Origin of the sequence: Methanoculleus frigidifontis (genome assembly GCF_030464345.1) — an archaeon.
In the GTDB taxonomy this organism is placed as follows: Archaea; Halobacteriota; Methanomicrobia; order Methanomicrobiales; family Methanoculleaceae; genus Methanoculleus_A; species Methanoculleus_A frigidifontis.
This window is the reverse complement of record NZ_VCYH01000014.1, coordinates 30322-45646: the sequence shown is the minus strand read 5'-3', so window position 1 is coordinate 45646 and position 15325 is coordinate 30322. Positions and strand designations below refer to the sequence as shown.

Annotated in this window: 9 protein-coding genes and 1 pseudogene; 2 read left to right on the top strand and 8 right to left on the bottom strand. The window is 58.7% G+C overall.

All coding sequences use genetic code 11. The features are described 5' to 3' along the window. Positions 1-118 precede the first annotated feature (118 nt). The 7 genes and pseudogenes from FGU65_RS14920 to FGU65_RS14890 all read right to left on the bottom strand — a co-directional run. Positions 119-364 (bottom strand): annotated as a pseudogene (locus tag FGU65_RS14920) (cation:proton antiporter domain-containing protein); the annotation flags it as partial. 69 nt (positions 365-433) lie between these two features. After that, positions 434-2275, bottom strand: a complete 1842-nt coding sequence (locus FGU65_RS14915; protein ID WP_301665300.1) for a hypothetical protein — start codon at positions 2273-2275, stop codon at positions 434-436. Beyond that, positions 2275-3408: a glycosyltransferase family 4 protein gene (locus tag FGU65_RS14910; protein WP_301665299.1), complete on the bottom strand. Its 1134-nt coding sequence runs from the start codon at positions 3406-3408 to the stop codon at positions 2275-2277. Before FGU65_RS14910 ends, FGU65_RS14915 begins: the two co-directional genes overlap by 1 nt. After that, a complete protein-coding gene (locus FGU65_RS14905; protein WP_301665298.1) occupies positions 3405-4589 on the bottom strand; it encodes a glycosyltransferase in 1185 nt (394 codons plus the stop codon). Before FGU65_RS14905 ends, FGU65_RS14910 begins: the two co-directional genes overlap by 4 nt. Continuing rightward, positions 4586-6547 (bottom strand): asparagine synthetase B family protein, encoded by a 1962-nt coding sequence (locus FGU65_RS14900; protein WP_301665297.1) that lies wholly within the window; start codon positions 6545-6547, stop codon positions 4586-4588. The genes FGU65_RS14905 and FGU65_RS14900 overlap by 4 nt, the downstream gene beginning before the upstream one ends. Before the next feature lie 451 nt (positions 6548-6998). Further along, positions 6999-8075 carry a CapA family protein gene (locus FGU65_RS14895; protein ID WP_301665296.1) on the bottom strand — a complete coding sequence of 359 codons (1077 nt, stop codon included), beginning with the start codon at positions 8073-8075 and terminating at the stop codon, positions 6999-7001. A gap of 9 nt (positions 8076-8084) precedes the next feature. Then, positions 8085-9470, bottom strand: coding sequence for a phenylacetate--CoA ligase family protein (locus FGU65_RS14890; RefSeq protein WP_301665295.1), 1386 nt, complete (start codon positions 9468-9470; stop codon positions 8085-8087). A 733-nt stretch (positions 9471-10203) separates the two neighbouring features. Here FGU65_RS14890 and FGU65_RS14885 point away from each other — a divergent pair. Both FGU65_RS14885 and FGU65_RS14880 read left to right on the top strand, forming a co-directional pair. Then, the gene (locus FGU65_RS14885; protein ID WP_301665294.1) at positions 10204-11220 is read left to right on the top strand and encodes a GNAT family N-acetyltransferase; all 1017 of its coding nucleotides are present in this window, start codon (positions 10204-10206) and stop codon (positions 11218-11220) included. 393 nt (positions 11221-11613) lie between these two features. Then, on the top strand, positions 11614-12645 hold the full coding sequence (locus FGU65_RS14880; protein ID WP_301665293.1) for a GNAT family N-acetyltransferase: 1032 nt from the start codon (positions 11614-11616) through the stop codon (positions 12643-12645). A gap of 460 nt (positions 12646-13105) precedes the next feature. On the opposite strand, the gene FGU65_RS14875 is transcribed toward FGU65_RS14880, so the two are convergent. After that, entirely contained in the window at positions 13106-14503 is a 1398-nt protein-coding gene (locus FGU65_RS14875; protein ID WP_301665292.1) for a phenylacetate--CoA ligase family protein, read from the bottom strand. Between the last annotated feature and the right edge of the window lie 822 nt (positions 14504-15325).

Sequence of the window (15325 nt, the reverse complement as noted above, 5' to 3'; positions counted from 1 at the left end):
CACCCAGGGCGGCAAGAGAGGCATATTCGTGCCGAATTATGAAGTTGGTAAACGTGCTCATGGAGATCAGGTCGATCCGGGACTATAAAGTACTTTTGAGAAGAGGGCGGTTTTTCGAAATCCTCTTGATATTGAACTCGAATCCGATGACGAAGAGGAGGATGATCGCTCCGAGATGCGCCAGACTCCGGACGAAGTCGGTGTAGGTGATCAGCCCGAGCATGCTCGGGCCGACGAGGAGTCCGACGAGAATGGCTCCGATGACCGCCGACTGGTTGATCCTGGATGCCAGGAGGTAGCCGGCAAGTGCAAGGAAGAGGAGCAGACTCATCTGAAACTCGATTGAGGTTGCGATACTCTCCATGCATCCATATGGATGTATGCTCTTAAAAGTCCTGTGTACACCAGGAAAAAGAAGATTCTTGCGCACCCTTCAGGCGGCATCCGGCTCCGCGGGAGCCACATAGAGATACCAGGCCATAAACTCGCCGTTCGTGTAGGATTTATCGACGGTCGGGTCGTCGGAGAGCCGGACGAAGTCTGGATCCGTGTACTGGTGCACCTGCGGCCGTACCGTCTCCGGATACACGAGATGCGTCTGCCGGTTCGTCTCCGTCGTGATCAGGTAGACGGCCCGCCGGGCATCCAGCGACGCGCGAAGCGTCTCGTTCGTGTCGTACCCGAAGTGTGACGGGAGATAGAGATCGAGCTGCGGACGGTTGAAGTGCTCCGGTGTTCCGTAACCGAAATGATACATCTCGTACCTGCCAAGGGGCAGGTCGGTCGCCAGGAGCGGCGTTGCGAGGTCGGCGCGGTCGAAGTACCAGACAACGCCGTCGAGCTCCGCCTGGGTGAGCTGGGCGTTGGCTTTCACGATCGTCGGGCTGAAGTAGACGTTGAAGACACCGAAGATGCTCGCAGCTGCAATGAAGAAGAAGATCAGACCAAGGAAGAGTACCTGTGTATTCGGGCGGCGGATCACCCGGAACTTGTGGTAGAAGACGTAGCCGCAGAGAACCGGGATCACCACGGCAGCATAGCGCACGACCCTGACGGGTTCGAACTCAATGAAGTAGCCGATGACCATCACGACAGAGAAGAGACCGGCAGCAAGAACCTGAACCGCATAGTAGACTTCATACCGCCGGGCTTTCCCTTTGATGATCAGACCTGCCACCAGGACCAGCGCTATATATGCGGCGATGAAGTAGACAAGCACCTGGCCGTACTGGTTGAGTGCTATCTGTGCGACCCCGGCGAGCGAGAGGTTTGCCTGCTCCGCAAGCCCCCCGTAGTAGGAGGCTATCCCCGTGCTCTCCCCGACGAGCCCCTCCAGCACCGCTCTCATCTTCCAGTCCAGCCCCTCGAAAGGGTTTAACCAGGTGAAGAGACCGAGGATGATGACCAGAGCGAAGTACCGCACGCCGGGCTCGGACGCGAGTGCGTCCCGGCCTCCAATCCTCCGTACCAGAAGGTTGGTGATCCCGAAGACCGCGAAGATCACCAGGGCGATGAGTGCGGTGACGGGATGGAAGAAAACGGTCAGAAGGGTCAGCACCAGAGCAAGAAACGTGAATTCCAGCACCGGCACCGGCTCCGCCGATCCCTTCAGGTGGTAGCACCCGAGCAGCAGCGGGATCATGAAGACCGAGAGGATCGACGGGTGGACGGAGAGGTGAAAGTATGACAGGAGCAGCGGGATGGAGAACGCCAGAATAAAGAAGAGAGGACCCTTGCACGGCGAGACGGCTCTGGCAAGAAAGAGCATGAAGATGATGAAGACAAGAGAGAAAAAGATCGCGAGGAAACCCGCCGCCTGCTCCAGCGACAGGCCGATGTAGTCGAGCACCGAGATGAGAATATGGACGACCGGGTAAAAGTCGTTCGACGCCAGCTGCCCGGTCTCCACGATCGTCCGGCTCCAGCCGATATGCGAGAGAATGTCGTTGTTTCCCCGCCCGTAAAGGACGTAGCCGCGGATGAGCGGGAGCCCGAGAAAGATCGTATAGGAGAGCAGGATGGGGACGAGCCCGAGCAGCCAGTACCAGGTCATCTCCTGCGCCCGGGTGCCTGACCAGAGGATGAGCAGAACGCCGAGCAGAACGCTTGCGATGAGCGCCGCCCAGAAGTACCAGGGGTAGGCGTCGTAGATCGAGAGTTCGTATCCCGTCGCAGAGCCCGCCTGAACCAGGGTGATCAGCAGAACGAAGATGCAGGCCATCTGCCCGAGCGCAAAGATCTTTGCAAGCCGGTAGCCGGTGGGTATCGAAACCATCAGTGCTTCCCCTCCGCTGCTGCCAGCGCTGCACGATACTTTCTGACCGCTTCCGCAAAAGTGAATGCTCCCCTGACCGCGTCCCGGCCGCGTGCCGCCACCTCTGCAAGGTCGGGGCGGGCGAGGCAGGCGAGGATCGCATCTGCGATCCGCCCGGGCGTGTTGTCCTGCAGCAGAAACCCGGTTTCGCCGTCCCTGATGATATCGGGAACCGAACCGACGGGAGTAGCGAGGACCGGCGTTCCGCAGGCCATCGCCTCGAGCACGACGTTCGGCAGCCCTTCCGAGTACGAGGGGACGACCAGCAGCTTCAGGTCGCCGAGCACCCCGGGCAGGTCGGCGTGGGGCACCCAGCCGGGAAGCCGGACGCGGCCTGCGAGGTCGTACCCGGCGAGATACTCCTCAACCCGTCCGCGCTGGGGGCCTTCCCCGACGATCACAAACGTAACATCGTCACGCTCCTTGAGCACCCCGGGAATCGCCTCAATGAGGTTGAAGATCCCCTTCACCTCGCTCAGCCGCCCGACATAGCCGACGAGGGTCTGCCGCTCCTCAAACGGTTTTGCATCACAGAAGAGGTCGAAGTCAAGGTAGTGCTCGTGGGCCACGGCTATCTTCGGAGCGTATTCCTCAAGACCCCGGTCGGCGATGATCCTCTCCGAGTAGACGATGATGGCATCTGCAAGCCGGAAGTTGATCGACGAAAGAAGCGTCAGGGAACCGGCCAGGTTCTCGTCTCCTGCAGCAGGATCGCGTGACGGGACGCCGGCAAGCCCGATGGCGGTGCGTGCACCGACAACCTTCGCCGCCAGCATGGGCAGGACCAGACCCTCGCCCCCGATGAAGAAGACCCAGGTGCCGGCGTCCCTCCCCACCTTCAGCACGGCGCGGGACATCATGACCTGGGCGTGAACATAGCGTGCGATCTTCTGCAGAACGCTCTCGGTATACTCGTGTGAAACCCCGAAGACCGTCACCCGCGAGTCGTCCCGGAAGGCTTTGTAGCCTTCGTTGCCCGTAATGAGGTACAGGTCGTCCGAGAGGGCATCCATGACGGCGACGAGATGCGATAGCGGCGTGGTTCCGCTCGTGGAGAGGGGGAAGGTGATGATGCCGATGCCGGATCGCTTCATGCCGACTGCTCCTCAATGACCTCCCTGTAGAGGCTTTCTACCCGCTGGACAACGCTGTCCCAGCCGAACTCGCTAAAGACCATCTCTTTTCCGTCCTTCCCGTACCGCTGCCGCGCCGCGTCGTCGTCGAGCAGCCCGACGATCGCGTCGCGGAGCTCTCGGCGATCATAGCGGACGACGATACCCCCTCTCCCATCGATCATCTCCGCTATCCCGCAGCGGTCGGTGAGAATTGCCGGTGTCCCACAGGCATTCGCCTCCAGCACCGAGTTCGGGAACGTCTCATAGACCGACGGGAGGACGTATATGTCGGCATCGACATAGGCGCTGAGTTTGTCTCGTGCTTCGTAGAGCGGGCCGGTGAAGAGGATATGCCCGTCGATGCCGAGCCCGGCGATCTGCTGCTTGAGCGTGGAAAGCAGGCCGGCGTCGGGCCCGACGATGACGAGACGCGCCCGGTAACCCTGCTGCAGGATCTCTGCAAACGCATCGACGAGGAGATCCGTTCCCTTTATCCGGTTGATACGTCCGAGGAAGAGGATGATCCGCTCGTCCTCCGGGATCCCGAACGCCTCCCGGAACGCCCCGGGTTTTGGGAGGTCCGAAAAGAGCGTCAGATCGACGCCGTTCGGAATGGTCACGATCCGCTCCTGCTCGACCCCCATCATCCCGTACTGTTCGACCTCCCGTGGGTTGAGGGCAATGACCCGGGCGGCATCGCGGAGCATCCTGCTCCCCCAGAACCGGTCGAAGAATCCCTTGAGCCGCTGCACGTGCATGATCTTCGGGAGCGATCCTCTGGCCTGCAGCACGTATGGGACGTGATACCTGCGGGCATACCGGCAGACACCGGCGGTCAGGAGAGCCCGGTACTCGTTCATGTGGATGATGTCATAAGAGGAGACCTCCTTTCTTGCTACGACCGGCGAGTAGTAGGGCGTCGGCGGAAGCAGATGCGGCGCATACTTCCGGAGGTTCTCGAAGTAATAGACCCGGACACCCTCGACATCGACCGGGGTGTTGGTCGCCAGGTGGTAGTCCTGGTACGCCCAGTTGGTCGTGTAGACCGTCAGGTCGTGACCCCGTGCACGGAGGTGCCGGGCCATCTCGTAGGTCGACCGGGCTGGCCCGCCCGCCTCCCAGATCGGTTTGTAGAAGTTGGTCACCTGGAGAACCCTCATTGCCGCTGTGCCTCCGCGCTGATGAGGCTTTTTCCGGTGCCTGTCAGGGCATGCCGACCGGGGAAGTCGTGCACTGCAGAGGGGGTCTCTGCACCCGAAGACGCCGCCGCCCCCGTAGCGGCAACAGCTTCGTGCTCCCGGAGCGCAAGGGCGAGCACCAGCAGCCGGAAGAGATACTTGGAGTCGAGAAACGGGTACTTGACAAGCCCGGACCGCACAAGCAGGTACTCCAGATGCGCCGAGAGAGAAGGGCTCCGGCTTACGATATCCCGGACGGTGAGCAGAAGATTGTACAACCGGTTCTGCGCCCGGATGGCAGTCGCTTCACCCGCAGTGACCGACGCAACCCAGGCCTCTGTTCTCTCCGGGTCAAGGAGATCGCGGAAGGCCGCAGGGGGGTTTTCGATCAGTGCATCGCGGATGAGTGCCAGTACGTTCGGGTCACGGTAGATCCGGTCGAACCGGGTGCTCTCCGTCATGAACGGGTTCGGGGCGCTCGGATCCTGAAAGAGAGCCGGAAAACCCACCCGGTTCATCTCTCTGAAGAGCTGTTTGTCAGTCCGCAGCCGGCTCGGCGTAACCAGGGTGCTCGCAACGGTATGGTCCAGCAGGAACGGTGCGATATGCGGGATGTAGACACGGCGGATGTAGGCCATCGTCTGCAGAAGCCGGGTCTCCCGGTGCCGCCAGTAGAGATAATCCCGGAGATCGTCCGCGTTCCGGACGGCGGCCGGATACTCCCGGGAGTACTCCTGCATCTGCGCCTTCAGGTACCGGACACCCTGCCGGAAGGCCTCCGGGGAAAGGATCTTCGCCGGCTGCCTGAACTCTTCGAGTGTGTAGAGGTAGGTATCCAGAAACGCCATGTCACTGTTGGTGACGTGCATATGTCCGCCCCAGATTTCATCGCCGCGGAGCAGGAAGTCATAGTCCCCGGCGAGGGTGCGGTAAAACCGGGTGCCGAGGAACGCGTCCTGGCCGACTACGGTGTCGCATTCGCCGCCGGTAGCGGCAATCACCCGGCGGATATCGTCGATGAGCCGATCGATGTCGCTCAGGTCGGCATCGTAAAAGAAGTGGTCTGCACCGATTTTATCGGCATAGTACTCCCCCACGTGGGCATCGCTTGCGGTGTAGGCGTCCCCGAAGTTATAGCTGACAACACCGAACGGCATCTCCATCGCATCCAGGAACCCGAGAAGGCTCCGCGAGTCCGCCCCGCCGCTCAGCGTCAGGAGAGCCCGCCCTGGCGGGAGCGAGGAGATATCCTTTTCTATTGCCTTGAAAAGCCGTTCCCGCAGGGATCCCTCGTCTTCATCGGAGGGGCGATAGACCGGCTGCCAGTAGAACCGGTGGGAGAGCCCGCCCGGACGGGCGTGAAGATACTGGCCTGGTCCGAGGCGGAACACAGTATCCCAGAACGTCCCGTCCCCCCAGAGATGGCCGCTGGCCAGGTACTCGTAGATCGCCCCGTCCCGGATGGCCGGCCGCCACCCGAACGCCGCAAGGGCACGCAGGGAGAGGGTCTCGGGAGCGAGGGCGACAAAGTCCTTCCCCTCGGTGTAATAGAGCTGCTGGGTGCTGATCTTATCGGAGGCAGCATAGAGTTCGTGCCGCTTCTTCGCATAGATCACCGCCTGGAAGTGGCCGTACCAGTTCGCAAAGAACGCATCCGGATCCCTGCCAAGATATGCCTCGCATTCTCCGAAGATCTCGGGGGTGAGCGGGCGGCCATTGTAGAGCGGGCGGCCGTACCACGCAACCAGCCAGTCGTCGGAATGCAGGCACCCGAAGAAGTCCTTCTCATTGTGGAGGATAACCAGAGCGAAACCGTTCCCCGGGTCAACGATATGGCGCCGGAGGCGTGACGACTCGTACATCCGGTCCGCGATACGCCCGGCAATCTCTCCCGAAAGCCCATCAGGTCCTCTCTCCAGAACCGCAACAATTCCCGGCATGATGATCCGTCCTCCGTTCGTTCTCTCTGTTTCAATGGAATCTGCACGCAGGGTTCGCATTTTCCGGCAGACATATGCGCCGGACGGAATCAGCGACGCTCCGCCCCTGTATCCACCCTCTCCCGGATAGTGTCCGGGAACGTGACTGTATGAGAGAGCCGATATCGGGCTATACCCGAAGCGTGTTTCTGACGTTCCGCCGTGATACCCGGTGGCGCGCGCTCACGGTTGTAATAGCAAAACCCATATATATACGTTCCCTCTACCCTCCCGAACATCCCGATTCGCCACGTTTTCTCAGTGGAACGGTGGCGATATCGAAGGATGAGCCGAACGACCAGACATCGTTCCGGAGCACCAACAGATTTATATACCGCAGGCAAGTTCCGGCATATGCGCTCACCGGACAAAAATCGCGATATGTGATGCAAAGAAGAGGAAACGTGCGGATCTATTGTGCCCCATTCGCCCTGCGCAGCCTCTTCCGGAGCAGACCCGCGTAACACCGCATGCAGAACGGCGTTGCGAGCCACACCCCGCACTCCAGAAGCGGCAGAACCCCGTGCTGCCGGATACGGAGCTGGTAACTCTCAAGGTTCATCGTCATGTACGGCTCTGCGATCTGCTCGAACCACCAGCGGCTTGAGATCCGCCCCTCGTTCACCGGCCCCGATACATCCGAGACGAACCGAAGGATCCTTTGAGCATCGTCGGGGCCTGCCGGCGACGGCACGAAGTCGTCGTCAACGATGATGGGTATCGCCCGAACGCTGGCAACGCCGTCGCCCCCGATATCGATCGAGAGGACGAACGAGTCGTGCGAGATACCATGCGGCCAGTTCGGGTCGAACTGCAGCATCCCGAGGGAGTAGGCGATGAGGCCGCCGCGATACCGCTCCACCGCCTGGATAGTATGGGGGTGATGCCCAAGAATGAGCGTCGCACCGGCATCGACGAGGCGGTGGGCGAGCCGGATCTGCCATGGCGAGGGGTAATAGACCAGTTCGACGCCCCAATGCAGCGAGACCGCAACATGGTCGCACGATTCTCGGAGCGCTCTGATATCGGCAACGATCTTCTCTTCGACCAGCCGGTTCACCACCGTCCCAGGCGGCGGGACGGACCGCCCGATAGTGTATCCGAGAAACCCGATCTGTATACCGCTGCGTTCCAGAACCGCGTGCGCCGACGGGTGCCGCGGCGTCGAGCCGCCGGTGGAAGCTATCCCCCTCGCCGCAAGGGCGTCCAGGGTGTTCGCAAACCCTGTCGCGCCCATATCAAGCGTATGATTGTTCGCCACGCTGACGATATCGAAACCCGCCTCTTTCAGGTATGCCGCATTCTCGGGAGGTGCGGCGATGACATGATGTTTTTCTGCCCGCTCACCCTCCATCGAGAGCGCCGTCTCGAGATTTGCGAAGAGGATATCCTTATCGGCGAGGATCTTCCGGACCTGCGCAAAGGGATGGCGGCCGTACTTCGTCTGCAGCCAGACATCGCCTGCCGCTACCAGTCGCACCGTATCCATCATATCACCTCACAGATCGCAGTTTTCAATCGGGAGACGCTGAATCAGGAAACGATACTTGCCCCGTTCGGTGCGCGGGATGGATTCAACGAAATGAATCGTGACCCGTACGTCTTCACCGAGTTTCTTCTGCGATTCCCTGCGGATAGACTCGGTATCTGAGTCGGTGTAACTGGATTTCCGTACGATCTTCAAGATGACCTCACCTTCTCTCTCCTGGAAAAACTGAAACTGCATGACATTGTCGAATACCGCCGAGTGCATGTTGACGGCGGTCATAGGAATCATTCGATCGTTCTTTGTGACGATGAACTCCTGCAGCCGCCCTTCCACCTTCTCAAGCAGCGGATACGCTCTCCCGCAGGGGCACGGCAGGGCTGCCCGCGTCGCCAGGTCCATCGTCCGGTAGCGGATGAGCGGGCAGATGTAGTTGGTAAGGCTGGTCGCGACCACCTCCCCCATCTGCCCCGGCTCCATAACCGGCTGATCGTCCTTTCCGAGCAGTTCAACGATCCCGTACTCGGGGAATATGTGGTAGCAGGAACTCATCTCACATTCACCGGCGAGCACGGTCTGTTCGCTGTTGCCGTACCAGCTGTAGACGCGGCAGCCGAAGACCTCCTCAATCAGCTCCCGCTGCCAGGGATAGAGGTTCTCCGAACCGCAGAGAACGGCCTTGAGCGACGGAAACGGCTCGATACCGTGCCTTTCCATATATTTTGCAAGAATAATGATGATCGACGGATACGCCTGAATGTATTTCGGGGTGAATTTCCGGATCTGGCGGATGTATGCGGGCATGTTCTCCTCGGTCATGTGATACGACGACATGATCAGCCAGCGGCGAAAGAGGGTCTTCTTCCAGAAGATGCCCTCTTCTGCAGAAGGAACGACGTTACCCCGCAGGACGACGCATTTATCGATGAACCGGTAGCCGACCCGGTCCCACTGCGCCTTCATGAACGCCCATTCCTTTGCACGCGAGACGCCCTTCTCGTAATAGAATCCGACCGGTATCCCGGTCGAGCCGCCCGTCGTCACATACTCAAAGGCATCCTCCGGGAAGCTGGTCGCCCGCAGGTCCGCGAGATTGTTCTGCACGATCTCCTTCGTCAGAAACGGAAGCAGCCGCAGATCTGCAAAATCGTGGATGTCCGCCGGGTTCAGGCTCCGCTCGTCGAAGACGCGCCGGTAGTAGGGCACGTGCTCGTACGCATGCTCAAGCAGGCGCGCCAGCTCAGCCCGCTGGTACGCCTCCAGCTCCTCGCGGCTCCACCGCTGCGAGCGCTGGAGGAGAGCATACGTGTCGCGAAAGGTTCTCAGGACGGGAAGCATGCCGAGAGCCTTGGCAGTGACCGATTCGTGGTTATACATGCGCTCCCAGATTCGATTCATGCCGATCCCCCGGTCGTCTCCGGCTACCGTGAGTTTGTCTCCTCCCATTTAATATTTCCGCTGCTGGAATGCATCGCCCATACGAGGTTCGGACGATATCATCATGCACGGCACGCCCGGCCCTTCAGAAAAAATGCTCCGAAGAGGACACCACCTTCCGATCGTCTCTCCATATATAACAGAAATGCCGCAAAAATTCCGGCAGTAAACGTTTTTCCCGGAAGAAAACCCAGACGTCGCTGCTTGGATTGCAATACGTCCAGGAGTGGAAAGAGACGTCATCCATGGCTAACAGGCGGAGCGTAACCATGCCCCTACCTCATCCATACCAGTATTTAAAAATTTCTCCAGGATTCGGATATTTCATCATGCAACACGTCCCGTTTCCGGTCGTGTCTGCCGGATCTCCCCGGATTTTCCCGGGAAACCGGGGAGATAGAGAACCGCCCCAGGCAGCCGATGAGAACCGATCTTCACCGCAGGGGCTGCAAAACGGGGTAGTGCTCTCATAAACACCGATACTTTTCGCACAGGCGGTTGATAGGGTGTATGCCGCCGCTCCCCGGTCCCGGGAACCGTCGGGGTGATTGCACCGGGAGCGGGATGCGGCTCCCTCCCCATCTCCTTCTCAGGGCCGCAGTACGCGTCGCCATTCGCGGAAAAGTATATATTGTGGGATGTGGTGAATACCCGTCGAACGACCATACAAACAATTCCCGGATACGGTGAGTGCATGACGGTACAGCTCTTAAACGACAGTGACAGATGGGATAGTTTCATCGACGAGAGCTCCTCCGGGCTTTTATTTCACAAATGGGACTATCTCACAATTACGGAGAAGCATACGGGATATACGCTCCTCCCCTATGCCGTGTACAAAGGGGAGGAACTCGTCTGCCTCTATCCCCTGTTTTATAAAAAACGGCACGGGCTCCATATGGTCGTCTCCCCGCCGCCTCTGACCGTCATCCCACACCTCGGATGCATCATGAGCAGGGAGTTTGCGGAGATGAAGCAGAGCAAGAAGGAGACGGTCCTCAAACACGTCTGCGACGAGATGATGCAGGAGATCGCCAGTCTCTCTCCAAACTACCTCTCAGTCACGCTCGTCCCGGGCTTTCACGATCTCAGGCAGTATATCTGGGACGGGTTTTCCACCGCCGTCCACTACTCCTATACCATCGACCTCGAAAAATCCCTCGACGATCTCTGGGGTGGCCTGCACTACAAACTCCGTAGCAAGTTGAAGAAAGCTGGAAAAGCCGGCATGCGGCTCGAGAAGAGCGACGATCTCTCGGCATTTTACACGCTCCTCTCCGAACGGTACAAAGACCCGTCGCTCGACATTCCCGTCATCGACCGCAACTACCTCACCGATCTCATGCATGCCTACCCCGACCGGATAGGGCTCTACTACCTCTATGACAGGGACAACGAGGTGGCCGGGTTCGTCACGACGCAGGAGTACAAGCGGTTCCTGCTCTGGATCGGAACGCCGCGGCTCGATACGACGCAGGCAGGCAACGAGTACCTCCAGTGGCTGCTCATCCAGAAGGCAAAAGCAGAAGGCTATCCATTGCTCGAGAACATGGGCGCAAACAACAAGGATCTGATCTTCTTCAAGTCAAAGTTCAATCCTGATCTCGAGGTCTACTTTGAGATCTCCAGGAAAGATGCTCTCGGAAGAGCCGGTGAATGGGCGTACACAAATCTCTTCAAAAAGATGATGATGCGGACCGGAAGGCTGTAAGTCCACGGAAACGCCCCCTACCACGATATCCGGGCAGTGTCCTGAACAACAACCGCACTCCTCATGCAGGCGGCCGACACAGATCCGGTCGGATTCTCCGAAATATGCTCACATCTATTCTGGGGCACCTCCGATCTCTGCAACTGCTACGGCGGGATGGAGCCGATGGGAGGAGCCTGTACTGCCCGGGAAGCGATGCAGCCAGACAAAAAACGATACAGGAGCGTTTAAAAAGGCATCACGGACAGTGGGATTCCAGCCACCGGTCAAACCTTCAGCAGGCACTCCGCGGCGGCCGACCGGAGCCGCCGCGACAGAAAAGTATATATACAGAAAAAACCGGGTTAGGTTCGTCGGCAGGTCGACGGTTGAACAGGGGAGATTGATGACAGAATGACCATTGAGATTCTACGCGACAAAGATGTATGGGACGCATTCATTGACGAGAGCCGTTCCGGCCTTCTCTTTCACAAATGGGACTTCCTGCGGATCACCGAGGAGCACACGGGATACCGCTTTCTTCCGTACGGCATCTACAAAGGCGAAGAGCTGATCAGTGTCTTTCCACTCTTCTGCAAGAACGTGCACGGCCTGAAAACGGCCTTTTCTCCTCCACCGCTGCAGGCGGTCATTCCCTACCTGGGGTTCGTCATGGGAAAGGAGTACGACCTCTTAAAACAGAGCAAAAAGGAATCGTTCCTCGAGACGGTTTCGGGAGATATCACCGCAGAACTCGAACAGTTTTCTCCGAGTTACCTCTCGGTAACCCAGACCCCGGAGTTCCTTGATATCCGCCACTTCATCTGGAACCGCTACAGCGCAAAGGTACACTATACATATACCATCGACCTGACACGCCCGTCTCCGGAGATCTGGAACAGCTTCCACTACAAACTGCGAAACACCCTCAAGAAGGCTTCTGCAGCAGGGATGGAACTTGTCCGGGAGACCGACATCTCTTCCGTCTACCAGGCACTCTCCGAGCGGTTCAGCCAGCCGTCGATGAACATCCCCATGATCAGTAAACGCTACTTCGAAGACCTCTTCCAGGCATACCCGCACCATCTCGGCATCTATTCCCTGTACGACAGAAACGGGGCGCTCGTCGGCACCGTCACCACACAGGAGTACAAACGGTTTCTGCTCTGGATGGGCACGCCGCGGATAGAAAACGCGAACAACGGCAACGCATACCTCCAGTGGCTCCTGATGCAGAAGGGGAAGGAGGACGGGTTCACCCGGTTCGAGAACATCGGTGCGAATACCCGGAACCTCAACTACTTCAAATCGAAGTTCGGCTTCGGCATCTCCGTATACCTCGAGCTCTACCGGAAAAACACGCTGGGGGCACTCGCCGAATGGACATACAGCAACCTCATCAACAGAAACTGGCTGAAGCGCAGGGTCATCGCCTACGTTGAGTGATTCGGCCGGGGTCACACCAATTTTGCTCTTCAAGCAATTCTCTGCCTCAACGCCCCCGCGTTTCCAGGTATCCAACGGTCAACTGAGATTCTATCAGCACTGTATTCCGTCAGGACGATTCTCTCATCAGCCAATGAGTGTCGAGGGGCAATCTTCTGTTCATCCATCCCCCCTTCGCCCTTCAAAGCACCCACCTTTGCCCGCCTCCCGGGAAGAGGGCGGTCATTGCGATAGCCCCTTGTCCAGGGCACCGCAGTCGATATACCGGCCGGACGGGAGCAGGCGCCCGGCGCTGACTGGTAACGCCACCCACTTTATCCTCTTAGCCCGGCAATCGCTTCGGAGACAGCAGCGACGGCGTTCTCCGGGGAGAAACCAATAATAAGCCCATCCCTGTACGTATGGGGCAGGAGGAGAGATCTGGATGGGAACCTTCGATGCACAATCCCAAAAGTGGGATTTATGCTCCGCCGTGCAGGTCGCGCACTTCGATCGGCAGCTTCTGGATGAGATACCGGTACTTGCCGCTCCTGGTTCTCGGGATGCTGTCGACGAAACAGATGGCAACCCGAACCTCATCGCCGAGCTGCCACTCGAGCTCCTGCTGCAGGCGTTCGGTGTCGCTCTCCGTATACCCGGGTTTTCTCACGATCTTCAGGATCAGCTCGCCCATCTCCTCCTGGTACATCTGGAACTGCCTGATGTTCTCAAATGCATCGGATTCGTAGTTTATCGGGGTGACCGAGACCAGCTGCCCTTTCCGGGTGACGATAAACTCCTGCAGCCGCCCTTCCACCTTCTCAAGCAGCGGGTAGGCTCTCCCGCAGGTGCAGCTCCGGCGTGACAGGACGGCAATGTCCATCGTCCGGTAGCGGATGAGCGGGCAGATGTAGTTGGTAAGGCTGGTCGCGACCACCTCCCCCATCTGCCCCGGCTCCATAACCGGCTGATCGTCCTTTCCGAGCAGTTCGACGATCCCGTACTCCGGGAAGATATGGTAGCAGGAACTCATCTCACATTCACCGGCGAGCACGGTCTGTTCGCTGTTGCCGTACCAGCTGTAGACACGGCAGCCGAAGACCTCCTCAATCAGCTCCCGCTGCCAGGGATAGAGGTTCTCCGAACCGCAGAGAATGGCCTTGAGCGACGGAAACGGCCTGTTTCGGTACTGCCGGAGGCACCGGGCAAGGGTGACGATCATCGAGGGATAGGCGTGGATGTACTTCGGGGCGAATTTCCGGATCCGGCGAATGTACGCCGGCAGGTTCTCCTCGGTCATCTGGTGCGAGGACATGATCAGCCAGCGGCCGAACATCGCTTTCTTCCAGAATACCCCGCTCCGGGCAGAATCAACGACGTGCCCCCGCAGGACGACGCATTTATCGATGAACCGGTAGCCGACCCGGTCCCACTGCGCCTTCATGAACGCCCATTCCTTCGCCCGCGAGACGCCCTTTTCGTAATAAAACCCCATCGGCGCCCCGGTCGAACCGGATGTCCGGACATATTCAAAAGCACTCTCCGGGAAGTTGGTCGCCCGCAGGTCCTCGAGATTGTTCTGCACGATCTCCTTCGTCAGAAACGGAAGCAGCCGCAGATCCGTAAAATCGTGAATATCCGCCGGTTTCAGGCTCCGCTCGTCGAAGACGCGCCGGTAGTAGGGCACGTGCTCGTACGCATGCTCAAGCAGGCGCGCCAGCTCAGCCCGCTGATACGCCTCCAGATCCTCGCGGCTCCACCGCTGCGAACGCTGGAGAAGAGTATATGTGTCGCGGAAAACCCGGTATGACGGGAGAAGACTGAGCGCCTTGAGCGTCAGGGGATTTGCTGCCGAGAAACGCTCAAGTAGATGGGTCATACGACATCAGCCTCCCTGACAGACGGGTCGTACAGACGGGAGAAGAACCGCTGCCCCCGTCATTATCCCGGGCGGTGAGGCGCAGTCTCTGCAGGAGAGAAACAACCGGCGATCGGAAGGCTCTCTCCTCCGGAATGTCACAGGTACCATATGTCAGGCCAGGTCTCCTCCGTTCCTCTCGCCGCTTGCCGCTGTCGATCATTCCCCCTCCCTGATTACACTATTCCAGCCGGAGAGCCAGTGTGGGTTCTCTTCCAGCTGACGGTCCGAAACATCCCTGCAATCTCCAGATAGAGTATGCAACTAATGCTGCACGTAAGTCCGCTTCTCTTCCAAAAGGGGAGTGTCCCCAGGCGAAGAGCTGCATTTCGACGCTTTCGTTCTATCTACCAGATACATCGTATAAAAAGATTGCCTCAGGGCCGCCGCTCTCTCCCCGGTGAAAAAACAATTCGTATGTGAAGAGGAGGACTCAAACCATCACCGGATCTGCGAGTATCATTCTGCAGTGCAGCAGTTCACCATCGTAAACGGCAGGTCAGCGGCAGACACCAGGGTCGATCGTGATTTATAAAGAGTTGAACCTGTTTCAGCCTCATGAGAATGACATGTTGCGAGGGATACATATAAATACCAATACGTAGTCCATGGACATGTTCTGACAAGAAGGAACGACGCCTGTGACCGGAGCGCTTCTGCAACGGATGCATGACGATCACGGATATGGGGGGGAAACGAGATTCTTCAAAGTAGTGTTGCCGATAGCTGTAGCGGAGCCCAAATTTCCGCAGACGTCTCGCTCGCCGGTACCGTTTTACAGGA